General features: G+C 48.7%; 24 protein-coding genes and 4 pseudogenes. 17 read left to right on the plus strand and 11 right to left on the minus strand.

Annotated elements, in window-relative coordinates; translation table 11 throughout:
* The first annotated feature begins 8 nt into the window (after positions 1-8).
* Together C7R93_RS27670 and C7R93_RS27675 are read left to right on the plus strand one after the other, a co-directional pair.
* Positions 9-476, plus strand: a complete 468-nt coding sequence (locus C7R93_RS27670) for a cytochrome c oxidase subunit II (protein WP_106841803.1) — start codon at positions 9-11, stop codon at positions 474-476.
* A gap of 15 nt (positions 477-491) precedes the next feature.
* Complete coding sequence (locus C7R93_RS27675) at positions 492-2,165, plus strand: b(o/a)3-type cytochrome-c oxidase subunit 1 (protein ID WP_106841804.1); 1,674 nt, start codon at positions 492-494, stop codon at positions 2,163-2,165.
* A gap of 222 nt (positions 2,166-2,387) precedes the next feature.
* Here the strand turns inward: C7R93_RS27675 and C7R93_RS27680 are convergent, their stop codons facing one another.
* The gene (locus C7R93_RS27680) at positions 2,388-3,143 is read right to left on the minus strand and encodes an SDR family NAD(P)-dependent oxidoreductase (RefSeq protein ID WP_106841805.1); all 756 of its coding nucleotides are present in this window, start codon (positions 3,141-3,143) and stop codon (positions 2,388-2,390) included.
* Between the two features lie 131 nt (positions 3,144-3,274).
* Here C7R93_RS27680 and C7R93_RS27685 point away from each other — a divergent pair, with 131 nt between their 5' ends.
* The gene (locus C7R93_RS27685) at positions 3,275-3,907 is read left to right on the plus strand and encodes a nitroreductase family protein (RefSeq protein ID WP_106841806.1); all 633 of its coding nucleotides are present in this window, start codon (positions 3,275-3,277) and stop codon (positions 3,905-3,907) included.
* A gap of 109 nt (positions 3,908-4,016) precedes the next feature.
* Here C7R93_RS27685 and C7R93_RS27690 read toward each other — a convergent pair whose 3' ends face one another.
* From C7R93_RS27690 to C7R93_RS27700, 3 genes are read right to left on the minus strand one after another with little or no spacing between them, the layout of a single operon-like run.
* The gene (locus tag C7R93_RS27690; RefSeq protein ID WP_167402511.1) at positions 4,017-5,411 is read right to left on the minus strand and encodes an ATP-binding protein; all 1,395 of its coding nucleotides are present in this window, start codon (positions 5,409-5,411) and stop codon (positions 4,017-4,019) included.
* Positions 5,398-6,105 (minus strand): response regulator transcription factor, encoded by a 708-nt coding sequence (locus C7R93_RS27695; RefSeq protein ID WP_106841808.1) that lies wholly within the window; start codon positions 6,103-6,105, stop codon positions 5,398-5,400. Before C7R93_RS27695 ends, C7R93_RS27690 begins: the two co-directional genes overlap by 14 nt.
* Before the next feature lie 37 nt (positions 6,106-6,142).
* The gene (locus tag C7R93_RS27700) at positions 6,143-7,507 is read right to left on the minus strand and encodes a hypothetical protein (RefSeq protein ID WP_106841809.1); all 1,365 of its coding nucleotides are present in this window, start codon (positions 7,505-7,507) and stop codon (positions 6,143-6,145) included.
* 254 nt (positions 7,508-7,761) lie between these two features.
* Here C7R93_RS27700 and C7R93_RS27705 point away from each other — a divergent pair, with 254 nt between their 5' ends.
* The 4 genes and pseudogenes from C7R93_RS27705 to C7R93_RS27720 all read left to right on the plus strand — a co-directional run.
* Positions 7,762-8,715 carry a hypothetical protein gene (locus C7R93_RS27705; protein ID WP_106841810.1) on the plus strand — a complete coding sequence of 318 codons (954 nt, stop codon included), beginning with the start codon at positions 7,762-7,764 and terminating at the stop codon, positions 8,713-8,715.
* A 166-nt stretch (positions 8,716-8,881) separates the two neighbouring features.
* Complete coding sequence (locus tag C7R93_RS27710) at positions 8,882-10,096, plus strand: GTP-binding protein (RefSeq protein WP_106841811.1); 1,215 nt, start codon at positions 8,882-8,884, stop codon at positions 10,094-10,096.
* 23 nt (positions 10,097-10,119) lie between these two features.
* Positions 10,120-10,269: a 50S ribosomal protein L33 gene (rpmG, locus tag C7R93_RS27715; RefSeq protein ID WP_007726139.1), complete on the plus strand. Its 150-nt coding sequence runs from the start codon at positions 10,120-10,122 to the stop codon at positions 10,267-10,269.
* Between the two features lie 268 nt (positions 10,270-10,537).
* Positions 10,538-11,545, plus strand: a pseudogene (locus C7R93_RS27720) (glycosyltransferase family 4 protein); the annotation flags it as partial.
* A 171-nt stretch (positions 11,546-11,716) separates the two neighbouring features.
* Here C7R93_RS27720 and C7R93_RS30840 read toward each other — a convergent pair.
* The 3 genes and pseudogenes from C7R93_RS30840 to C7R93_RS27730 form a co-directional block, all read right to left on the minus strand.
* Positions 11,717-12,094, minus strand: a pseudogene (locus tag C7R93_RS30840) (hypothetical protein); the annotation flags it as partial.
* Between the two features lie 23 nt (positions 12,095-12,117).
* Entirely contained in the window at positions 12,118-13,251 is a 1,134-nt protein-coding gene (locus C7R93_RS27725) for a glycerate kinase (RefSeq protein ID WP_106841813.1), read from the minus strand.
* 218 nt (positions 13,252-13,469) lie between these two features.
* The gene (locus C7R93_RS27730; protein WP_106841814.1) at positions 13,470-14,633 is read right to left on the minus strand and encodes a cation:proton antiporter; all 1,164 of its coding nucleotides are present in this window, start codon (positions 14,631-14,633) and stop codon (positions 13,470-13,472) included.
* Positions 14,634-14,864: 231 nt separating this feature from the next.
* Here C7R93_RS27730 and C7R93_RS27735 point away from each other — a divergent pair, with 231 nt between their 5' ends.
* Positions 14,865-15,209: a cupin domain-containing protein gene (locus tag C7R93_RS27735; RefSeq protein ID WP_106841815.1), complete on the plus strand. Its 345-nt coding sequence runs from the start codon at positions 14,865-14,867 to the stop codon at positions 15,207-15,209.
* A gap of 50 nt (positions 15,210-15,259) precedes the next feature.
* Here the strand turns inward: C7R93_RS27735 and C7R93_RS30995 are convergent, their stop codons facing one another.
* The 3 genes and pseudogenes from C7R93_RS30995 to C7R93_RS27745 all read right to left on the minus strand — a co-directional run.
* Positions 15,260-15,394: a hypothetical protein gene (locus C7R93_RS30995; RefSeq protein ID WP_279629461.1), complete on the minus strand. Its 135-nt coding sequence runs from the start codon at positions 15,392-15,394 to the stop codon at positions 15,260-15,262.
* Positions 15,395-15,420: 26 nt separating this feature from the next.
* Positions 15,421-15,711, minus strand: coding sequence for a hypothetical protein (locus C7R93_RS27740; protein WP_106841816.1), 291 nt, complete (start codon positions 15,709-15,711; stop codon positions 15,421-15,423).
* Between the two features lie 105 nt (positions 15,712-15,816).
* Positions 15,817-15,957 (minus strand): annotated as a pseudogene (locus tag C7R93_RS27745) (AsnC family transcriptional regulator); the annotation flags it as partial.
* A 118-nt stretch (positions 15,958-16,075) separates the two neighbouring features.
* Here C7R93_RS27745 and C7R93_RS27750 point away from each other — a divergent pair.
* Positions 16,076-16,834, plus strand: coding sequence for an MBL fold metallo-hydrolase (locus C7R93_RS27750; RefSeq protein ID WP_106841817.1), 759 nt, complete (start codon positions 16,076-16,078; stop codon positions 16,832-16,834).
* Between the two features lie 125 nt (positions 16,835-16,959).
* Here C7R93_RS27750 and C7R93_RS30485 read toward each other — a convergent pair whose 3' ends face one another.
* Positions 16,960-17,187, minus strand: coding sequence for a hypothetical protein (locus tag C7R93_RS30485; protein WP_158264058.1), 228 nt, complete (start codon positions 17,185-17,187; stop codon positions 16,960-16,962).
* A gap of 363 nt (positions 17,188-17,550) precedes the next feature.
* Here C7R93_RS30485 and C7R93_RS27760 point away from each other — a divergent pair, with 363 nt between their 5' ends.
* The 8 genes and pseudogenes from C7R93_RS27760 to C7R93_RS27795 all read left to right on the plus strand — a co-directional run bounded on the left by C7R93_RS27760 (position 17,551) and on the right by C7R93_RS27795 (position 21,623).
* Positions 17,551-18,144 (plus strand): winged helix-turn-helix domain-containing protein, encoded by a 594-nt coding sequence (locus tag C7R93_RS27760; protein WP_106841819.1) that lies wholly within the window; start codon positions 17,551-17,553, stop codon positions 18,142-18,144.
* Positions 18,141-18,398: a hypothetical protein gene (locus C7R93_RS27765; protein ID WP_106841820.1), complete on the plus strand. Its 258-nt coding sequence runs from the start codon at positions 18,141-18,143 to the stop codon at positions 18,396-18,398. Before C7R93_RS27760 ends, C7R93_RS27765 begins: the two co-directional genes overlap by 4 nt.
* A 35-nt stretch (positions 18,399-18,433) precedes the next feature.
* Entirely contained in the window at positions 18,434-19,015 is a 582-nt protein-coding gene (gene clpP / locus C7R93_RS27770) for an ATP-dependent Clp endopeptidase proteolytic subunit ClpP (protein ID WP_103108112.1), read from the plus strand.
* A gap of 16 nt (positions 19,016-19,031) precedes the next feature.
* Positions 19,032-20,045: an NAD-dependent epimerase/dehydratase family protein gene (locus tag C7R93_RS27775; RefSeq protein WP_106841821.1), complete on the plus strand. Its 1,014-nt coding sequence runs from the start codon at positions 19,032-19,034 to the stop codon at positions 20,043-20,045.
* A gap of 5 nt (positions 20,046-20,050) precedes the next feature.
* Positions 20,051-20,173 (plus strand): annotated as a pseudogene (locus C7R93_RS30845) (methyl-accepting chemotaxis protein); the annotation flags it as partial.
* 312 nt (positions 20,174-20,485) lie between these two features.
* A complete protein-coding gene (locus C7R93_RS30125; RefSeq protein ID WP_158264059.1) occupies positions 20,486-20,659 on the plus strand; it encodes a hypothetical protein in 174 nt (57 codons plus the stop codon).
* A 77-nt stretch (positions 20,660-20,736) separates the two neighbouring features.
* Complete coding sequence (locus C7R93_RS27790; RefSeq protein WP_106841822.1) at positions 20,737-21,099, plus strand: cupin; 363 nt, start codon at positions 20,737-20,739, stop codon at positions 21,097-21,099.
* An 89-nt stretch (positions 21,100-21,188) separates the two neighbouring features.
* The gene (locus C7R93_RS27795) at positions 21,189-21,623 is read left to right on the plus strand and encodes a metal-dependent hydrolase (RefSeq protein WP_106841823.1); all 435 of its coding nucleotides are present in this window, start codon (positions 21,189-21,191) and stop codon (positions 21,621-21,623) included.
* Positions 21,624-21,676 lie beyond the last annotated feature (53 nt).

A 21,676-nucleotide genomic window follows, 5' to 3' on the forward strand; every position in this document is an offset into this window, starting at 1 on the left:
GGGTACGTATGCATTTGCATCGGTATGAAAAAATCTGGTTGATGCTCGGCGCAGGTGGTTTGGCCTTATTTATTGTATTGTTGTGCGTCAATGCGTTTGCAATGGGGATGGCTCCGCCAAGTAATATGGAAATGATTGATCCGGAGAGGGTTACGGAGACGCCTCCTTTTGATAAACCAGGCTTGAAACAGGTAGGAGACAACGAATACGACGCTTATATGACAGCATTTGCGTTCGGCTTTGCTCCCGCCAAGATGGAGATACCAGTCGGCGCAACGGTGAATTTCCACGTCACGAGTCCAGACGTTATTCACGGATTCCAGATTCCAGAGACCAACATCAACTTCATGGTTCTGCCTGGACACATCAGCTCGGCGACACACACGTTTGACGAGCCAGGAGAGTATTTGATCCTTTGTAACGAATACTGTGGCGCAGGTCATCAGGTAATGGCGACCACGATTATTGTGAAATAAAGGTAGGTGAATCTTATGGTAATCGCAAGGAAGGTCGAGGATACAATCCCTCATGTTCCAGTTCAACGTTCTGCTGCAAAGCTCAGTTTGGCCTATGTGTGGGTCGCTTATATTGCATTTGGATTGGCTGCTTTGGCAGGGATGGTACAGGGCATGGTTCGCGGTGGAATCATGGAACTGCCAAGCTGGACAAATTACTATCAAATTTTGACTGCGCATGGCGTGTTGATGGCACTTATTTTTACGACGTACTTCATCGTTGGTTTTATTTTCTCAGGAGTCGCCCGTACGACAGGCGGTTCCCTGCACGGAGCGGCTCTGAAATTTGGATGGGCTGGCTGGATTCTCATGACGGTCGGGACGTTGATGGCTGTTGTCACGATTTTGATGAATGAAGCCTCTGTCCTTTATACGTTCTATGCACCACTGAAAGCATCTCCGTACTTTTACATTGGCTCTGCCTTGCTCGTAGTAGGCAGCTGGCTGGCGGGATTCGGGGTTTTTGCCAGCTATCGCAAATGGAAACGCGAAAATAAAGGGAAGACGTCGCCGCTTTTCCTCTACATGGGAGTGATTACCTACATCCTGTGGATTACCGCGACGATTCCTGTAGCGGTGGAAGTTTTGTTCCAACTCATTCCGTGGTCACTCGGGCTGGTTCCGACGATTAACGTTATGCTCAGCCGTACGTTGTTCTGGTTTTTCGGTCATCCACTCGTATATTTCTGGCTTTTGCCTGCTTATATGGCGTGGTATGTGTGTGTACCAAGAATCATTGGCGGTCACGTCTTCAGTGATTCGCTCAGTCGACTCGCTTTTATATGCTTGCTGTTGTTCTCGATTCCTGTCGGGTTCCACCACCAATTGATGGAGCCAGGAATCTCGCCGGCATGGAAAATGATCCACGTTACACTGACGCTGATTGTTGTAATCCCATCTTTGATGACAGCATTTTCGATGTTTGCCATTTTTGAAACGACTGGACGTAAAAAAGGCGGAGTTGGACTCTTCGGTTGGTTCAAAAAACTGCCTTGGACAGACGTACGTTTCTTTGCTCCATTTGTAGGGATGCTGTTCTTCATTCCTGGCGGAGCTGGGGGAATTATTAACGCAAGTAACCAGATTAACGCAGTCGTGCACAATACGATTTGGGTTACCGGTCACTTCCACATCACTGTAGGGGCAGCTGTTGCGCTCACCTTCTTCGGTGTTAGCTTTTGGTTGATTCCAGCATTGACTGGACGGCAATTGACCAAAACTGCGAATCGCATGGGAATGGTGCAAACTGTATTCTGGGCAGTAGGAATGCTCTTGATGTCGCTCGCCATGCACACGATGGGCTTGCAAGGGGCGCCACGCCGCACAGACTACACGACGTATATGGATCATCCATTAGCTCTGGGCTGGATGGATTATCAACGCGTGATGGCTTTTGGTGGAGGATTGTTGTTTGTATCTGCGATTCTCTTGATCCTGATCTTGCTTTACCTGACGTTCTACGCACCAAAAGGGAATACAGAATATCCGATTGCGGAAACAGAGACAACGCAAGAGGTTCCAAAAATTTTGGAACGCTGGCCTGTATGGATTGGGCTCGTTGCCTTCCTGATCATTCTCGCTTACGGTTATCCGATTATGGAACAAATTCAGCACCAGGCACCAGGCTCGCCGCCGTTTGTGACTTGGTAGCACAGTGGATACACAAAGAGCCGCTCCATTTCGCTTGGAAATGAGCGGCTCTTAATTTTTTAAAACTCTAGCGCTGCCAATTCGGTAAAGGCAAGAATCAGATACCCGATTGCCAAAAGCCATAGGGCGAGAATTCTGAGGTCTTCCTCTTCAAATGGCATACAACTCCTCCTTTTTCTCTTGTTAGCACAACATATTCAAGAGGGAGGGCATTGGTTTAGCTTATGGCTCGTATATCATCTTGCGGGTCATACCGCCATCCACAATCAGCTCAGTACCCGTAATGAAATCGTTGTCCTTTTGCGTCAAAAATAGGCATGCACGGGCAATATCCTCGGGTGTTCCTACGCGACCTGCCGGATGCTGGGCATGATCCCCGGGACGAAGAGCGGCATAATCGCGGTGTTCAATCCAGCCGGGAGAGATCGCGTTGACACGAATTCCATCGGGGCCGAGTGAGACGCCAAGCGCATGTGTTAACGATAAAATGCCTCCTTTGGAAGCCGCGTATGCCTCTGAGTGTGGCTCAGACATGTGCGCCCGCGTCGAACAAAGATTCAGGATAGCGCCTCCGCCATGGCGACGCATGATTTTGGCGGCTTCTCTCGACGCGAGAAAAACACTGCGCAAATTCGTGTTCAAGATATGGTCCCACGATTCGACGGTTAGCTCATAGGGAGATTCCCATACGGACAAGCCCGCGTTGTTGATCAATACATCAAGGCGCCCCCAGCGTTCATCGACGGTTCTCATCAAATGTTCGATTTGCGCTGGTATACTGACGTCGATGTGCTCGAAGTGTGCCGTGCCTTTCACCGCTTCTGTCGAATTGATTAGTGAGGCAGTTTCTTCTCCCGCAGCGCGATTGTACTCGGCGATGACGACATGTGCTCCTTCGGCAGCATACATGGTGGCAACAGCCCGTCCTATGCCTTGGCCACCGCCAGTGACGATGACAATGTTATCCGTGTATTTCATTGAGAGTGCCTCCAAACAATAGAGTATGAAGCGAACTGTAAAAAGTAATTGCAAAATGTTTGTAACGATAATAAAGTAAGTAAGTAATATCTTTTGAACATCGTACTATACAGTATGGAGGAGATTCAATCATGAATACAGAACTGAAAATTTCCGCTGAACAGGTAATGGAAGCCCGTCACAGCGTGCGTAAATACGATCCGAATGAAAAAATTCCACAAGGCGAGCTGAACGAGATCCTTCGTCTTGCAGCAAGTGCGCCGTCGTCCTGGAATTTGCAGCATTGGCGTTTTCTCGTCGTGACCGATCCTGCTATCAAAGAAAAACTACTCCCTATCGCTTACAATCAGCAGCAGGTAGTGGATGCTTACGCTACGATCATCATTCTTGGTGATCTGGAGGCTTACAAGTCAGCTCGTCCGGTTTATGATGAAGCATTGGCAAAAGGATACGTTACAGAGGAAGTGCGTGAGACCATGATCGCGCAAATCGAAGGGGCTTACAATAACAACCCGGAAATCGCGCGTGATGAAGCAATCCGTAATTCGTCCTATGCAGCGATGCAGCTCATGCTGGCGGCAAAAACAAAAGGATACGACACGTGCCCAATGGGTGGCTACAACCGTGATGCGCTCATTAAAGAGCTGAACATCCCATCCCGCTATTTGCCAACACTGATGCTGACTTTGGGGAAAGCAAGCGTGCAAGCTTATTCGACTTCCCGCTTTGGCTTGGAAGAATTGGTTATTCAAAACAGCTTCTAATATCGTGTTCCAACAGCAAAAAACTCATCTACGCCTCATACCAATGCGGCCAGGGTGAGTTTTTTTGTAGGGAAATCGAAAGGCAGGAGAGCTATCTGCTCTTCCTGCCTTATTGATTGGACAACAGAGGTAAATCCACCATAATCGATGTTCCTTGACCGAGGGCGCTGCTGACCGAAAAACGCCCGGCGTGGAGTTGAATGATCTCTTTGCAGATCGCCAGTCCCAGACCACTGCCGGAGAGCTTGGAGCGTCCCTTGTAAAACTTTTCTGTGACATGGGGCAGGTCTTCCGGGTTAATGCCTTCACCTGTATCCGTGACGGTGGCAAGGAGCCGGTCCCCTGACAAAGAAGCCGCGATGACGATCGAACCGTTTTGTGGCGTGAATTTCAACGCGTTGTCCAATAGATTCACAAAGACTTGTTTCAGCCGATTCGGGTCTCCCATAACCATAAGTGGGGTAGGGGGAGTCTCCAGCTTTAACTCGATTTGTTTCGCATTGGCACGTACTGAAAATTGAAGATGCAAATCATGGAGAAGCTCCCGGACATCCATACGTTCACGAGACAATTTCATCTCACCGGATTGAAACTTCGAGAAATCGAGCAATTCCTCGACGAGCCCGATCAGACGATCTGTCTCCTTGGAGATGACTTCCAGACCAAGCATCGTCTCTTCAGGCTCTTCCAGGCCTCCCGAAATGATCGTTTCGCCCCACCCTTTAATCGACGTGAGCGGAGTACGTAGCTCATGGGAGACAGAGGAGATGAAGTCATTTTTTAGCTTTTCATTTTTCCCGATCTCCGCTGCCATGTAATTGAAGGTATCCGCGAGGGTTCCTACCTCATCATCGAATCGTTTTGGCGCGCGGACAGCGAAATTTCCTTCCGCCATTTGTTTAGCCGCATTGGTTAAATCCTCGATGGGGTCGACGATTCGTTTTGCCATGAGCAGACTGAGTGCAAAAGCGAGGACGACTACGCTTGTCCCAACGCCAGCGCCGTACAAGGCAATGCGATTTACAGCTTGATAAAGCGGTTCAGCGGAGATCGTGTACCGCAGAACACCTACGAATTCTCCGCTGTACGTAAGTGGATTGGACACCGCGATGACACGCTCCCGCGACTGCGGACTTTTTCCGATGTACAATCCACTTTGCCCCTTGATGGCATCCATGACGTCAGGGGTATTGATGATCTCGCTGGTCTGGAAGCCGTAGGAGTTGAGAATGACTTTTCCTCCTGGGTCCAAGACCTCAATTTTGGCGTATTCTTGATTCGAAACATTTTCCAAAATGTAGCGTGCCTTGTCTTTTAACCGATAGCCGGTGGCGTACTTGTTAATAAAATTGGTGAAGGTCGTGCTGCGGGTTACTAATGCTTCGGTCGCAGTCCCGATGTAATACGTATGAACGGCCCAGTAAAACAGTCCTTCCAAGAGCAGTACGATCAGAAGGAGGATCAGGCCGAAATGAAGAACCAGCCTGCTCTTAATGCCTTTCATCTGGGACGTCCTTTCGCCAGAGGTAGCCATACCCCCAGACTGTCTCCAGGAAAGTTGGATGAGCCGGATCGTCCTCGATTTTTTGCCGGATGCGGCGGATATTCACATCTACGATTTTTAAGTCCCCGACAAAAAATTGACCCCATACTGCTGTCAAAATCTCGTCGCGACTAATGGCTTTGTTCGCATTTTCTGCAAGTAATTTGATGATCGCAAATTCCTTTGGCGTGAGGACGATTTCTTGTTCCACCCGAATCAGCTTGCGTTCATCGAGCAAAAGCTTGAAGGGGGCGATGTTAATTTCATTTTTGTCCTCAGACTCAGGAATGGGTGTCAATCTGCGATGCAACGCTTTGACACGGGCCAACAGTTCCGTAGGGCTAAACGGCTTGGAGACGTAATCGTCTGCCCCGAATTCGAGACCCATGACCTTGTCCAGCTCCTGGCTTTTTGCCGTCAGCATAATGATCCCGAGACGCGGATATTTTTTGCGCAGCTGTCCGCATACTTCGAAGCCATCAATGCCGGGGAGCATGACGTCGAGAATCGCAATGACGATGTCCGATTGTTGATCTGCGAGAGTAAGTGCCTCTTCTCCGGTGCCAGCCTCGATCACCTCATAGCCCTCGCGCTTCAGATTGATGCGCACAAAATCCCGGATGGATTTCTCGTCTTCCAGTAATAGAACCTTCATAGGGCAAATCTCCTTGATAAGGATTTACTATTTCACTTTATTCCCGGTTCGTCATCGGTTTGAAGAGCTGACGAACTTCCTCTGCGGTAAGCTGCATCGTTCGATATTCCGCGAGAGCAGCCTTTCCAAGGGTAGGTGTCGTTTGCGGTAAAATGGCGATCAAGATTTGTTTTCCCTCTTCCTTCAGCAAAATGTAGGGGACTTGTTTTTGCTTCAATCCGCTTTCAAATTTGGCCCATTCGTTTTGAGGGATGCTTTGAACCGTTAGTAATTCTGCCTTATTTTTTCCATTTGTTCCGTAATAAAGGAATCGAACGAGAAGTGGATTCGTATCATGGTTGATGGAGATGGTGTATTTATCGCCCCATTTTGCCGGGATCTTCAAGTCCAGCCCTTGTGTGTAATTTTGAAAATGATCCTCGATGTGTTTCAAGCCCGTTTTCCCGTCCCACTGGAAGTAGGAGGAGACCCAAGGGATTTCTGCCATGGACAAATCCTCTGTCCCAGCGGGTTGTATCTTCGTGCCGATCTCGATGATGCCATCACCGTTGATATCTTCACTTTCCAAAGAATACGGTTTGAAGGTCGGGTCCATCTCTCCTTCTATTTTGGCCAAAGGGTTGGACAATTGTCCATTGTCCCAGAGGAGTAGTTCAGTGGAAGCAGAGTGAGCACCTAACCCAGCATCAATAAATAGTCCGTTTCGGGTTGGAGAGGCTTTTCCGATGACAGCCTGATAGTAACCATTTACATATCCGTCAAGGGCTAGCTCAGTCTGTTTCGCAACGGTGCCATTCGCTGCCCCATACAGCTCGGCTTTGGATGTGAAGTTATTTTTATCGAGAACAACGAGAGCGAGATCCGCGTAATCATCTCCTGTCAAATCGCCTACTGCCATAATGGAATAGGGCTGCTTCATCAATTCCTGGGTCATATTATTGGCTAGCGAATAAACGGAGAGCTCCTTGTTCAGATCCTCGCCGCCCCCCATTCCAATCAGCATTTCCGGAATTTTGTCACCTGTGAGATCTTGAAAGGAGACGTAATCCAATTCGCTGCCGACACCAGTAAAGGAGGAGAGCTTTTCCCAGTTTCCTTGCTTTTGGGTAAGCACGAGCACACCGATTTCGTAATCGGTTTTTTCGGTTTTGTAAAAAGCGACGACCTCCGCAATCCCATCTCCGTTCAGATCCTGTAGGGAGACGGCACTGGCTTCTGCGGGATGAAGAGGAACAGATAATTGCGACCCAGCCGGCAAAAATTGCATGACGGCCTGATTGATCGATTTTTGATCGCCGTCTGCTGATGGAGCGCGCATCAATTCATTGGGTGTATCTGTGAGTCCGCAACCGCTAACCAGAGAGGCGCAGAGTGCTGTCGTTACGAGCCAAGCCTTTTTCATTTCAAATGTTCCTTTCTGTTGCTATATCCATTTGACTATATTGTAGCTTGCCCATCCCGCAAAATTGTTGCAAAACGGTAAAAAAAACCGTTTTCGAGCTTTTCAAGAAAGAGCGAACGTGCTCTAAGCTTCCTTATACAGGAAAAAAGTGCGAAAGAACAGGGAGTATTTTACTAGCAACAATTGACCTAGCAAATTCGTTTAAAAATGTAGGATAGGAGTTGGATGTTAACTATACGAAGGAGGAGAATAGGATGAAAGCATGGCACAAAACGATGGCGGCAGTTCTTTGCAGCGGCGCGGTTCTCATGGCTTCGGGCGTTGGGGCTGCCCCGGTTCAAGCGAGCGGCACCCAATCGCAAGCGTACGCGCCAGTAGTCTTATTGCAACCAGAGCAAAATATCCCGTTTACCATACAATTTGTCGATGGATTTGCGGCAAAAGTAACGAACACAAAAACAAAAGCGACAAGTACAGTAGATATATCGGCCAATAAGGCTACGTACGTGAAGCAAGGGATTTATCTTGGCAATGGAAAGCTGCAAAAGGAAACCAATGGCTATACGCAAAAGCTGGTAGAGCTGGTGCCATTCCGGGATGCGAAAGGCAACCTGCGTTATATGGGTAAGCAAACCTTGTGGGGACTGAACACGGAGGATCGCTTAGCAGTAGCGACCAGTGTGTGGAACATCGTTAATAAGCAGCCGCAGCTTTTACAGGTAACGGTTCAAAAGGCGGACTGGGACAATATACCGTCGCCGGATGTGACGATCAATAGCGGCTTCAGTATGGGCAGCGATAGTACCTTTGTCCTTGATACAAAGTATGTCGACGTGACTGGAGACAACATCAAGGATCATATTTTCCTTGTAGGCGATAAAATGGGCGTATCGATGAATCAGACGGCCCATAACCTGCGTGTCGTGGTTCGCGAAGGAAAGGATAATCAGCAGACATTTATCTCTGTAGGAAAACGCGACAGCGGTATTCTTCCGAAGCTCGCCATCACGGATGGCAATGCCGATCAGGTGAAAGACATCCTCGTCACGATGCCGACTGCGACAGGTCATGTGTACAGTCAGATTACGTGGAAAGAAAATCGCCCAGAGCCCGTGGTCGATCAAGGGAAATTGAATGATCGTCAGGCGTATCTGCCAGTCATTGGGGCTTATGGGGAAGCGGTTGGGATGAATAAGGCAAAACAATAGTGGAGCAGACGTGGATGAAATCAGTCAGAGTGAAATCTGGCTGATTTTTTTGGTTTTCAAATCGTAATAATTACGTTTTATATTGACTTTGGATATTTCTGTACGTTATGATAACCAACGAATCGTAATCATTACGTTTTAAACAAACCAAAAAGGAGAATCCAGCATGAGCATGAACGAAAATAAAATCCCCGTCACAGTCCTGAGCGGGTATTTGGGAGCGGGCAAAACAACGCTATTGAACCATGTCCTGAACAATCGGGACGGGCTACGAGTTGCTGTAATCGTAAACGACTTGAGCGAAGTAAACGTCGATGCCGCTCTTATCTCAACGGGCAGTGATCTTTCACGTGTGGACGAAAAGGTCGTGGAGCTGTCGAATGGCTGCATTTGTTGCACCTTGCGAGAGGATTTGCTGACGGAGGTAGAGCGTCTGGCTTTGGAAGGACGGTATGACTACATACTGATTGAATCGACGGGAGTAGGTGAGCCGGTTCCTGTCGCCCAAACATTCACATACGTGGACGAAGAAAATGGCATCAATTTATCGTCCCTGTGCCGCCTGGACACGATGGTAACTGTAGTGGATGCGTACCGCTTCTGGCATGACTTTTCGTCTGGCGAAAACCTTTTGGACAGAGGGCAGGCAGTGGGCGAAGAGGATACCCGTGAGGTCGCGGATCTTTTGATCGACCAGATTGAATTCTGTGATGTGTTGATCCTGAACAAATGCGATCGTGTCGCTCCAGACGATTTGATACAGCTGGAAGCCATTCTACGCAAGCTACAGCCAAATGCTCGTTTCATCCGTGCTGTTCGTGGGCAGGTAGACCCGCAAGAAATTTTGAATACCAATCTGTTCGACTTCGAGACTGCCAGTCAATCAGCGGGATGGCTTGCTGAGCTGCAAAAGGAAGTGCATACACCTGAGACGGACGAGTACGGAATTTCCTCCTTCGTTTATCGCAGCCACAGGCCGTTTCATCCAGCCCGTTTGGAGAAGTGGTTGGAGGATTGGCCAGAAGAAGTCGTGCGTGCCAAAGGCTTTTTCTGGTTGGCGACACGAAATGACGTGGCGATGACACTCAGTCAGGCGGGGCCATCCATCGAAATCGGAACGGCAGGCTATTGGACAGCAGCGTTACTGGCAGAAGAGCAACAAGCGATTCTGGTAGAGGAGCCGGACTGGCAGCAAACATGGCATCCCGTACATGGAGATCGAATCACAGAGCTCGTCTTTATCGGAATCGATCTGAACCAAGAGCAAATCGTGAAACATCTCGATGCATGTCTTCTGAACGATGAGGAATACGAGGCGGACTGGAGTAAGCTGCCTGATCCACTCCCAACGGCAGATGCTGTAATCGAGACGACCGTGTAACAAAAAAAGAGGAGGCTACATCCATGCGCGTGAACGTTACCCTGCAATGCACAGAAACAGGAGATCGCAACTATATCACATCCAAAAACAAGCGGAATCATCCCGAGCGATTGGAACTGAAAAAATACTCCCCACGTCTAAAACGCTATACCCTTCACAGGGAAACAAAGTGATACCAAAAAATGCAAGAAGACCATAGGTACCTTGCCCAACACCTTCTTATCACGAAAACATAAAATATACTTGTGTCTAACAAATAAAGAATTATACCCGGATGCGCGATGCGATAAAAGTGAGTATACGAGGGGGGACCACTTGGAGAACGACTACCATGATGCGGTTACGATGGGCACTTGCTTGAGTGAGGAGAGTCGGTCCTTTTTTGCAGGAACTTGGTGAGTATGCTGCAAGTCCTAGCTCTTAAACAGGAGAGGGTTCGGTATGAAAATCGTCATCATCGCCCCCGAGCAAATCCCCGTCCCCCCCATTCTTGGGGGTTCCGTCGAAATTACGATTCTGGCGATCGCCAAAGAATTGAGTAAGCGGCACTCGGTCTCGATCATCAGCAGAGCGCATCCTCGTTATCCAAAGTATTCCTTTATCGATGGGGTGCGCATTTATCGCGTTCCTACCGGCAGTCCTACGAAATATTTGACCCATGTGAAAAAAATCCTGAAGAAACGGCGATTTGACGTTTTACAAATTGATAACCGTCCGGAGTTCGTCAGGCCGATTAAATCCATGTTTCCGAAAGCGACTGTGTCCTTGTATCTTCACTCGCTGACTTTTGTCAACGTTCCTCATACCAGTGGGGCAGAGACTTTGGCTGGATTACGAAAAGCAGACTTGATCATCACCAACAGTTCATCGCTTGAAAGTCGGCTTTCTGCTCGTTTTCCTAGTATGTCGAGAAAAATCCGGGTTGCATGGCTCGGCGTTGATACATCTCGTTTTTCCCCTATTCAAAAAACCTCTCATCCCCGTGCCTTCACCTTGTTGTTCGCGGGCAGACTTATCCCACGCAAAGGCGTTCCCGTATTGCTTCAAGCAGCTAAGCTCGTGAAAAAACAGATAGACCAACCTGTTAAAGTAATGATTGCCGGAGGATCACCAACAAGCAAATATGCAAGGAAATTGCAGTCGCTCTCACGTAAATTTGGCGTACATGCCGAATTTCTAGGTACGGTCCCTCATCGTAGTATCCACCGTGTTTTTAGAAAAGCCGATTTGTTCATTTGTCCTTCGCAAAAGCATGAATCGTTCGGCCTTGTTAACGTCGAAGCGATGTCTTCTGGATTGCCAGTCATTGCCTCGAAAAACGGGGGCATAAAAGAAGTGATTCAGCATGGCCGATCTGGATTGCTGATCAAAGAATATAAAAATCCGCAGGCCTTCGCCGATGCGATCCGTTTGCTGATCATGAATAAGCCTCTGTATTTGAAAATGAAGCAAGAAGCTCGCCAGATTGCCTTGGAAAAGTTTAGTTGGCGTGCCACAGCGGATAAGCTCAACGACATTTACGAATCTGAAAAAGCTGAGTGGGACCAATGTCTGGACACCATAAGCGGTGGTCAAACTCATGTTGGAGAATGGGAACACGACCCAGAAATAAGAGTCGTTAACATGACTGATGATCATTGCACCCCCGCCGATTGCTATGATCTTCAAGATTTGCCCGATCGGGACGGTATCAAGGATGACGTCCAGCCCGAGCGAAGCCAAGAACAGCATGACAATGGCGGGCACGATCAAGCCGCCGACCCCGATCAATGCTGCGATGCCAGTCTGGAACAATTTGATATAGTCCACGATTGGAGTTTCTTTGGTGACTACACCCAAAGCGTCACCAGCACCCGAGTTTTCCAAAATGATGCCGAGTCCGATGGAAGTGATGATTACGCCGAAGCTAGCTTCGAATTCTTTTCCGATATCGGCTATCAAAGGCTTGTCGATGCACTCATATACGGTTAACACAATGCTGATGAGGAAGAGTAGCATTTATTATGAAAGGAAGTGGCCGATCAAGATTTCAGGCAATAAATCCGCATGACCTGCTCGGCTGTCTGCTCCAGGAGCAAGGCGGCTTCACGCATCGATTGATCCAGCGTCATCGGTTTGTTGGTGATACTGACAACCGCAGAAACGCCTTTTTCATAAAGGGCTTCGATACCGTCTCCAATGGAACCAGCGAGGACGATGACGGGAATGCCGTATCGTTGCGCGACTTGGGCAACTCCACATGGCGTCTTTCCTTGGGCCGTCTGGAAGTCGACCTGTCCCTCACCTGTGATAACAAGCTTGGCTTTGTCCATGGCTTCCGCGAGTCGGGTCGTCTCGATCACAATCTCAATCCCGGAACGCAGCTGACCATTCAGAAAAGCGAGAAGGGCACCAGCGACACCGCCCGCAGCACCTGTCCCAGGTAAATCGTGAATAGCGACGCCGCGGGTCTGTTCGATCAAGTCAGCGAAATGGCGCAAATGGTCATCCAGTTGCAGCACCATTTCCGGTGTCGCTCCTTTTTGCGGACCGAAAACGTGAGAAGCGCCATTAGGTCCAACAAAAGGATTGGTGACATCACACGCGATGATGAAGTGACAATCAGCTAGCCGCTTATCAGCCTGACTCGTATCGATACGGCTCAGTCGTGATAATTCACCACCTCCAAAAGAGAGTGGCTGATCGTATGGATCGAGAAGCACATATCCGAGAGCTTGGAGCATGCCAGCGCCTCCGTCATTGGTAGCGCTGCCGCCCAGTCCCAGAATGAACTTGCGGCACCCTTGATCCAGTCCGGCCGTAATTAACTGACCAAAGCCATAGGTCGTCGTGACAAGCGGGTTGCGTTCTTCTGGAGAAATCAAGTAAAGACCAGTTGCAGCAGCCATTTCGATCATACAGGTTACACCGTCGCCCAAGATGCCGAATTCAGCAGAAATGTCCTGTCCGAGCGGGTTTTTTACAGTGGTGGTTAGTATTTTGCCATCTGTGGCATCGACTAGGCATTGCAGGGTACCTTCTCCGCCGTCAGCCATCGGTTTCACGATGAGTTCACTATGCGGGAGCACGCGTTGAATCCCTAAGCGAATGGCTTCGCCTACTTGTTGGGCAGTCAGGCTGCCCTTAAAAGAGTCCGGAGCGATCACAATTTTCATGACGGTGTTCCTCCTATCAGAAAAGAGGGCTGTTTTCTTCATCATAAAAAAGCCTCCAACGAAGATATTCTAGGGGAGCGACCGCGTCTGTAAGGAAGTCTTTTATGCGTTTCAGAAAATTTAAGCATAGTAGTATATACAATGTGAAGTACTTAAACTTTCTTACACGTAAAAAAGACTGTTTCCCGCGTCTATGGCGAGAAACAGTCTTGGTTGTGTTAGGCGTTCTTTTTCAATGCCAATTCTTCTGGCTGTGCCGTTTTCGAGAAGAACCATTTCATCATTGGCGGAGTGACGATGGTCGTTAAGAGTACAACGACAATCAGGATAGCAAACATGTCTTGTGTGAGCAAATTGTTCTCCAAACCAATGGCGGCGATAATGAGGGCGACTTCCCCACGTGATACCATCGCTGCACCAATGGCCATCGAGTTTATCCACGGGAAGCCCGTGATTTTTGCACCCAATGCACCACCGATGAGCTTGGAAATGATTGCGAGGATGCTCAAAATCACAATCAGACCGAGATTGTCCCAGATGCCAGTGAACTGTGCCGTTACCCCGATCGAGGTGAAGAACACTGGCACGAAAACCGCATAGCTGATGGTTTCGACCTTGTGCGTTACCTCTTGCTTGTAATTGGTCAAGCTGATCGCAACCCCAGCGATGTAGGAACCGATGATGGCAGCAACCCCTGTATATTCAGCAAAATAAGCGAACAGGAAACAGATGATGAGCGCTGCGGAAATGACCGATTCTGTAACCTGCAACGGAGCGAATTTTTTCAAAATCCATGGGACAACCTTCCAGGAAAGAACGATGACGATGGCGAAAAACGCGACCTTTTTCAAAACCACCATGCCAAGATTCACGTCACCGCCAGCGAAGCTCATCAAGAAAGCGAGTGCTAGGATGACCAAAACGTCATCAATAACAGCGGCTCCCATGATCGTTGCGCCTTCTCTTGATTTTAGCTTGCCCAATTCCTTCAACGTTTGTACGGAAATACTTACACTGGTAGCAGAGAGCAGCAGTCCCAGGAAGATCGCTTCGATGTTGGAGAGGCCAATCGCAATCCCGGCACCATAACCGAGTGCAAGTGGCATGACAATCCCTGCGACACCTACGCTGGTTGAAGACTTGGCAGTGCGTTTGAACTCATCAATATCGGTCTCCAAGCCCGCGATAAACATGAGCAGGATAACCCCGATTTGACTAATTTCCTTGAGGATTTCTGTGTCCGTGACCAGCCCGAGAACGGTAGGACCTAAGACGATACCGATGAGCAGTTTCCCCAAAACGGATGGTTGCCCCAGCCGCACGCTGATATCACCAGCGATTTTGGAGGCGATCAAAATGACAGCCAGTTGAAAAATAAGCATGTGGTTTCCCCCTTTTTACGAAATAAAAAAGAGCCCGCAATCACAGCTTTCTTTTTGTCGGCTAAAAAAAAGACAAAAAGAACCCTATGATGACAGGCTCCTCCAGTAACGAATCAAATATTCACTTACAATACACAAATAATTTAACATACTGGGCAGAAAAAGTAAACACTTGGTGACAAATGCTCCTCAGCGTGTGAAGATAGAGCAAAAACCGGAGGCGGAGCAGGTATGGCGAAAATTAGCAAAGCGAATGCAGAGCATTACATTTGGGGCGATCAATGCGATGGCTGGCATCTTGTCAAAGGCCAAGAGCTCAGCATCATTCATGAGCGGATGCCCGGAAATACAGCAGAAGTGCGTCATTATCATGAGCGGTCGCGTCAGTTTTTCTTCGTGCTGTCAGGACAGGCTATGCTGGAAGTGGATGGCGTTCGACATGTGTTGGGCAGGCAAGAAGGAGTAGAAGTGCCTCCGGGAGTCAAACACCAGATGAAAAATGAGGGAGCAGAGGATATGGAATTTCTCGTGATTTCGCAGCCGACAACAAGAGGCGACCGCATCCAGGCAGAATAAAGAAAGCCTGACCGTCAAAAGAGGCGGCCAGGCTTTTATATGCGTCAAGCTTATTTGTAATTGGTAAAATCGGACATTTGTGCGAAGATATCTGCCAATGCGTGCATTCCTTCGAATGTTTGATAAGCGAAAATAGGCAGACCCACAACAAACAACAAAACTTCTCCGATATATTTGGCGATCATATGATCAACCTCCTTTTGGATGTTTGTTACACTACGCGATCCAAAACGAAGGAACCATATGTATCCATTTCGCCGTCTGTATGCTGTATGCGCCTGAATAAGCGAAGGCGCTGCGGTTGCCTTGCCGCCATTGGATAAGTCTCGACTAACAACGTGTTAATGGAAGGTCGGTACGTATCCGTGACGTTCTGATGAAGAGCCCGATTTTGCAGGTAACACTGTCTGAGACAAAAAGCAGAAGTGAAGCATCCTACAAAAAGCGCGACCAAGGCGAAGAAATCTTCCAGCGAAAACAGCAGCAATAGCATATCTTCCATGGCGATTCTCCTCCTTTCGTATTCCTCATTCTACTCTTGTTCACAATATCGAGCAACCCCGAAAAATCATGAGAACGGATACATTGCCAAACTGCCAACTATTTCAATACCTTGCTCCTCCATTCGTCTAATGCGGTTGCCGACGGCTTGACCGCTTAGATGGACCTGTTCGCCGATGTCCTTCCACTGCAATCGGCTGTTTTTGCGCAGCAATGCAAGGATGGAGAGATCGATTTGGTCTAGCATGTGTATCTCCTTTCACGGCGAAAGTGGGTAGCCAGCAATCGTTTCGCGGCGACCGTTCGCGACCTTATACAATAAACGTACATCCATTATATCGATAACGAGGAAAGGAAGAAATGACATGCAGATTCAGCTAGTACGACATGCTACCTTGCGTTTGGAATATGCAGGGCTGATATTTTTGATCGATCCGATGTTTAGCGCAAAGGGCGAAATGCCAGCAGTACCGAATACGCCGAATCAGCGTCCGAATCCAGGAGTAGGTATGCCCATAACGGTTGAGGAGGTAGTGGCGGGCGTCGATGCTATCTTGGTGACGCATACTCACTTTGATCATCTGGATGAAGCGGCCATACGTCTTCTTCCGAAGCATTTGCCTGTATTTTGCCAGCCACCGGATCTGGATAAGCTGGTGCAGCATGGCTTCGAACAAGTCATTTCCATCGAAGAGGAGTATACATGGCAAGGAGTTTACCTGCATCGGACAGGTGGTCAACATGGAACAGGGGAAATTGGACAACAGATGGGGCCAGTATCTGGCTTCGTTCTGGAGCGAGCTGGTGAGCAGACGCTGTATGTTGCGGGTGATACGATTTGGTGTGAGGAAGTAGAGCAGGCTGTTACAGCGTATCGTCCAGATGCGATCGTCGTTTTCGCAGGTGCAGCGCAATTTTTGACCGGAGGCCCGATCACGATGACGAAGGAGGATATCGTCCAAGTCGCAAATGCCGCGCCCGACAGCCGTATTCTCGTTGTCCACATGGAGACGTGGAACCACTGCTTGCTCAGCCGCCGGGAATTGAATGAATGTTTGCAGGAAAAACAGTTGGCCGGACGCGTACATGTTCCACAGGATGGAGAAATCATCTCTTTTCATTGAACATTGTGTAAACAAATGCGATAGTCCCGCTACTAGATACACAATAACTAATTAGTTAAATTTGTCCCCGCTGAAGAATACTGTGTTGAAGTTGATGGCATACTTAATTTGATTAAAAGGAGGTTTTAAATTTGGAACATAATATCCATCACGAGCATCCTCATCAACACAGTCCTGCTTGCGGACATACAAAAATCCGACATGACGATCATATTGATTACGTTCACAATGGTCATCTTCACCATGAACATGCTGGTCACTGGGATGAATGCAAGATTCCTGTGAGCTCCACCAATCCAAGCGAATGTAAGCCAATGACTTGTGGCTGTGATCATGGACCTGATTGTGGTCACGAGTTAGTACCTCATGGTGACCACAAGGATTATCTTGTGAATGGGAGATTGCATCATGTTCATGGTGATCATTGTGACGATCATGGGCCTGTTGAAATCATCACTTCATAACAAAAGCATAAGTTATTCAGTCGCGGGTCGCTTTCTAGGCGATCCATTTCTATTTCTCCAGATTCTTCATGTTTATCCCTCCAACTACACATATCTCTCTGAGCGAACTGAATAGAAATGAAAAACAAAGCTCCGCAGGTCAAAGCGGGGCTTTTGGCGTTGTCGAAAAAAAGGCTTATCCATCATTTGACAAACAAAAACTAACGTAATAAACTATTTTTACGTAAATGATTAATGTCATGAGGTGTTGTTGTGGCGCACGAACAATTGGAAACATATGTAGTCGAGAAGCCGGAACAGGCGATGGCGCTATTGAACCCGCTCCGTGCCGAGATATTAAGCCGTTTGGCAGAGCCTGCTTCGGCAGCAGAAGTCGCACGTGGTATCAATGAAATCCCGCAGCGTGTCAATTATCACTTGAAGGCCTTGGAAAAGGTCGGATTGGTTAGGCGGGTAGGGAGTCGACAGGTGCGTAATCTCGTCGAGGTGCTTTATTTGGCGATTGCACGGACGTATGTGCTCTCGGAAGGACTGAACTGGGCCAACGATACGGTTCAGCAAATGAAGGATCAAGGGTCGTTGTCTCATCTGGTTCAGACAGCAGAACGAATCAAGCGGGATGCCATGCTCTTGCTGGAGCGCTCTGATCAAGAGGTGGAGGTTCCGAGTGCCACGCTGAATGCGAGTATTCAACTTGCCAGTGCGGAACAGCGCAGTGCTTTTGTAGAGGAGTACGTCCAACTGGTGAATCAGCTTGTAGCGAAGTATCAGCCAAAAGAAAAGGGACAAGAAACGTATCAGGTCGTTCTCGCGGTTTATCCAAAACAAGGAGGAGACGAGGCATGAAGGCACAAGCTGTGGAGTCAAGCAAGTCCAAACCCGTAATCGTCTGGGAAAATCGTGTCCAGCCAAAATCTGATCAGGTCATTGCCATGCCTGCCCGAAACGGAAACGGGGTTGCTGTCGAAAGAGAAGCAGCTGTTCAGACATGGTCAGTGGGGCCAGCGACTAATCCGGCAGTAGTGACGCAGGTTTCTTCTGGATTTCACAAAAAGTCCGTGGCGTTACCGCAAGCAACCAGCATGCGTATGGCCGCGTAAAAAATCGAGCGTTAACAAACGAAGGAGGGTTTTTCATGAATCTCATTCCGGTAGTAGTCGAGCAAACGAGTTATGGAGAGAGGTCCTATGACATTTACTCCCGGTTGTTGAAGGATCGCATCATTTTTCTCGGCAGTGCCATTGATGATCAGGTAGCCAATGCAGTCGTCGCCCAGTTGCTGTTCTTGGCAGCAGAAGACCCGAAGAAAGACATACATCTTTATATCAATTCGCCTGGCGGCTCTGTCACAGCAGGAATGGCGATTATCGATACGATGAAATTCGTGGCGCCCGATGTGTCCACGATCTGCACGGGGATGGCGGCATCTATGGGTGCGATGCTTCTCGTTGCAGGAGCGCCTGGCAAACGCTTTGCCCTGCCAAACGCAGAAGTCATGCTCCACCAGCCATGGGGAGGGAGTCAAGGACAGGCGAGCGATATCAAGATCGCAGCAGACCGTATTATGCGACATCGCAACATGCTGTATACGATTATCTCGGAGCGTACGGGAAAGACAGTCGAGCAAATCGAAAAAGACGCAGACCGCGACTATTTCCTTACCGCCGCAGAAGCGCTCGAATACGGCTTGATTGATAAAGTGATCGAAAAATTGTAGAGCTGGGGGTGCCGGGGTGAAGATCCTGTTATTAGGGGGAACGCGTTTTATTGGTCCACATGCAGTGAAGCGTTTGGCAGATGCAGGTCATGAGGTTGCTGTATTCAATAGGGGGATTACCCCCGGTGCTGCCTCTCTTCCACAAGGTGTCGTCTCGATTACGGGAGATCGTGCCCGCCTGGGTGACTACCGGAAGGCTTTTCGCTCCTTTGCACCTGATGTTGTTGTTGATCTATTTGCGTACACAGAAGCAGATGCCCGTCTGCTGATGGAAACGTTTCAGGATATGGCAGGTCGTGTCGTAGCGATCAGCAGCTGTGACGTGTATCAGGCTTTTGGACGGGTGAACAAGATCGAGTCCGGTCCAATAACGACCGAGCCACTTACGGAGCAGTCGAAGCTTTGCGAGAAGCGCTATCCGTTCCGCGGGCACAGACCAGATCGCGAATATTATGACAAGGTACTCGTGGAGCAAGTCGTGATGGGACAGCAGAGTCTGCCGGGCACGATTTTGCGCTTGCCGATGGTGTATGGCCCGCATGATTACCAGCATCGCGTCTATCCGTACCTTCAGCAGATGCGTGACGGACGTCCGTTTATTTTGATCGAAGAAGGCTTTGCTTCTTGGCGTTGGGCACGTGGCTACGTAGAAGACATCGCGCATGCCATCTGCCTCGTTGCCACAGACGATCGGGCAAAGAATCAGATTTACCACGTAGCAGAAGAGCAATGCTTCTCGATGCGAGAGTGGATTGAACGAATCGGCAGCGTTTACGGTTGGGATGGCAAAGTGATTACAGCGCCTGCTGCTGAATTGCCGACGGAGTGGGTCCCGCAGCTCGAAACGAAGCAACATATTCAGCTGGATACGGCAAAAATCAGGAGAGAGCTGGGGTATACAGAACAAACTGCCGCAGAGGAGTCCATGCGACGCACGCTTGCATGGGAGCTCGATCATCCTCCCGAAAACGTTTGGCAAGGAATCGACTACTCGACAGAAGATAAACTCGCCGAGAGACTTGGTGTTTAATGTAATTAGGAGTCTCGTCTGCTACCGAAGAACAGCTCGCCTCGATGGAGGAAATCTACTCCTCGGCTGCATCGCTGGCGAGTCTCGCGGACGATTTGGAAAAACTGATCGGCCATTTCAAGGTATAAAGCTTTCGTTACAAGATACACCCCTTAGAATCGATAGAAAGATTCTGAGGGGTGTTATTTTGTTTACGCCAGTCTTCACAAAGCCAATCTTCGAACAGCCCAAGGCCCCAGCGACAAGGTCATCCAGCCAGAACCATAGATGGAAAAGACAATCCCGAGCTTGAAAATAGAGCCGGTGATCCCGCTAATTCTTCCGATCATGTGGGCAGGGGAAGTAAGGGCTTTGTTGCTTTTTAAGTTAAATTTCTCAACATTTTATAGAACACACGTTCTTGTTGTGGTAAACTCTTCCTGTGGGGGAGGTGAATCGCCATGCTCCATAAAAAAGCGGTCCATTTTCGAATGTTCCCTAATCAGGAACAAGCCGTACTCATGACCGTGACGAGAATGCAGCGATCAATATCTGCTTACCATTCGGCTCTGGCCAGTGTTTCATTGAATGCGCTTGGTCTTGTCGACTACAAAAACATTTGGTTTCGGCAGTAATCGTGAAGATGAGTCTGTCACAGTCCATCTAGTTGCGCTATGATAAGGCTTACACGTCAAAAGGCGGAGGGGAAAGTATGAAACGATTTCGATTTGATCAGCAAGTAGGCAAAACGATTGATCGCTATAATTCCGTCCATGCGACGATTTCTCGTGTCATGCGCACACCTGATTCAGTTTCGATTGGGTGTATCCATTTGGAGGCAGGCGGGATTGTTGGCTATCATCCGGCGACTTGTCCTCAGCTTTTTCTAGTGGTGAGCGGAGAGGGCTGGGTACGCGGCGAAGGTACAGCACGTATCCCGATCCAGAGTGGTCAGGCGGCATTCTGGATCACAGGAGAAGGGCACGAATCAGGCAGTGAAACCGGAATGACAGCCATTGTAATCGAAGGAGATGGGCTCGATCCGGAGAGCTTCATGTCCTTGTTAGAGACGTAACGACTGTATGTATGATGGTATTGGTTTGCCATTCCACCAACCGTACATAAGCTCATTAGACTATCCTAGAAAGACGGTGTGAAAGGCGAATGAATTGGAAAACACATATGGCACTTGGTGCCATCGCAGGTTACTGCGCCTATCCTTCATGGAAGGGCAGCGTCATTGGCGCGACGATGGCACTCGTACCTGATATCGATCAAGCAAATAGCAAGCTCGGAAACTTGATGGGACCTGTATCCAAAATGCTGCAAAAAGGATTCGGTCATCGTACAGTGACACACTCATGGGTAATATTGTTCCTTCCATTTCTGCTATTCGGTGATTCTCCGGCTGCAATGGCAGCTCTGTGGGGGATACTGTCCCATCTGATTAGCGATATGATGGTGGGGCGCATTCAGTTATTGTGGCCGTTGCGAGTGGGATGGCTCGGTATTCGGGTGTCCAAGTCGATGTATCGGACTGTGGATCGAATCGTGTTTTATGTAGCGATTGTGTATATCGTGATCAGAGGTTATCAGTAGAAAGAATGGACATTGAAAAAGGACTTCCCTTCAGGGGGTGTTGACAAAAAGGG

This window comes from Brevibacillus fortis, assembly GCF_003013395.1.
In the GTDB taxonomy this organism is placed as follows: domain Bacteria; phylum Bacillota; class Bacilli; order Brevibacillales; family Brevibacillaceae; genus Brevibacillus; species Brevibacillus fortis.

Bases quoted from the DNA above. Each gene is read 5' to 3' on its own strand.
- rpmG (WP_007726139.1), top strand. From the start codon at position 10,120: ATGCGCGTGAACGTTACCCTGCAATGCACAGAAACAGGAGATCGCAAC.
- C7R93_RS27710 (WP_106841811.1), top strand. From the start codon at position 8,882: ATGAGCATGAACGAAAATAAAATCCCCGTCACAGTCCTGAGCGGGTAT.
- C7R93_RS30125 (WP_158264059.1), top strand. From the start codon at position 20,486: ATGCTCCATAAAAAAGCGGTCCATTTTCGAATGTTCCCTAATCAGGAA.
- C7R93_RS27700 (WP_106841809.1), bottom strand. From the start codon at position 7,507: ATGAAAAAGGCTTGGCTCGTAACGACAGCACTCTGCGCCTCTCTGGTT.
- C7R93_RS27765 (WP_106841820.1), top strand. From the start codon at position 18,141: ATGAAGGCACAAGCTGTGGAGTCAAGCAAGTCCAAACCCGTAATCGTC.
- C7R93_RS27695 (WP_106841808.1), bottom strand. From the start codon at position 6,105: ATGAAGGTTCTATTACTGGAAGACGAGAAATCCATCCGGGATTTTGTG.
- C7R93_RS27790 (WP_106841822.1), top strand. From the start codon at position 20,737: ATGAAACGATTTCGATTTGATCAGCAAGTAGGCAAAACGATTGATCGC.
- C7R93_RS27685 (WP_106841806.1), top strand. From the start codon at position 3,275: ATGAATACAGAACTGAAAATTTCCGCTGAACAGGTAATGGAAGCCCGT.
- C7R93_RS27750 (WP_106841817.1), top strand. From the start codon at position 16,076: ATGCAGATTCAGCTAGTACGACATGCTACCTTGCGTTTGGAATATGCA.
- C7R93_RS27725 (WP_106841813.1), bottom strand. From the start codon at position 13,251: ATGAAAATTGTGATCGCTCCGGACTCTTTTAAGGGCAGCCTGACTGCC.
- C7R93_RS27740 (WP_106841816.1), bottom strand. From the start codon at position 15,711: ATGGAAGATATGCTATTGCTGCTGTTTTCGCTGGAAGATTTCTTCGCC.
- C7R93_RS27730 (WP_106841814.1), bottom strand. From the start codon at position 14,633: ATGCTTATTTTTCAACTGGCTGTCATTTTGATCGCCTCCAAAATCGCT.
- C7R93_RS27735 (WP_106841815.1), top strand. From the start codon at position 14,865: ATGGCGAAAATTAGCAAAGCGAATGCAGAGCATTACATTTGGGGCGAT.
- C7R93_RS27670 (WP_106841803.1), top strand. From the start codon at position 9: ATGCATTTGCATCGGTATGAAAAAATCTGGTTGATGCTCGGCGCAGGT.
- C7R93_RS27675 (WP_106841804.1), top strand. From the start codon at position 492: ATGGTAATCGCAAGGAAGGTCGAGGATACAATCCCTCATGTTCCAGTT.
- C7R93_RS30995 (WP_279629461.1), bottom strand. From the start codon at position 15,394: ATGATCGCCAAATATATCGGAGAAGTTTTGTTGTTTGTTGTGGGTCTG.
- clpP (WP_103108112.1), top strand. From the start codon at position 18,434: ATGAATCTCATTCCGGTAGTAGTCGAGCAAACGAGTTATGGAGAGAGG.
- C7R93_RS27690 (WP_167402511.1), bottom strand. From the start codon at position 5,411: ATGAAAGGCATTAAGAGCAGGCTGGTTCTTCATTTCGGCCTGATCCTC.
- C7R93_RS27680 (WP_106841805.1), bottom strand. From the start codon at position 3,143: ATGAAATACACGGATAACATTGTCATCGTCACTGGCGGTGGCCAAGGC.
- C7R93_RS27795 (WP_106841823.1), top strand. From the start codon at position 21,189: ATGAATTGGAAAACACATATGGCACTTGGTGCCATCGCAGGTTACTGC.
- C7R93_RS27705 (WP_106841810.1), top strand. From the start codon at position 7,762: ATGAAAGCATGGCACAAAACGATGGCGGCAGTTCTTTGCAGCGGCGCG.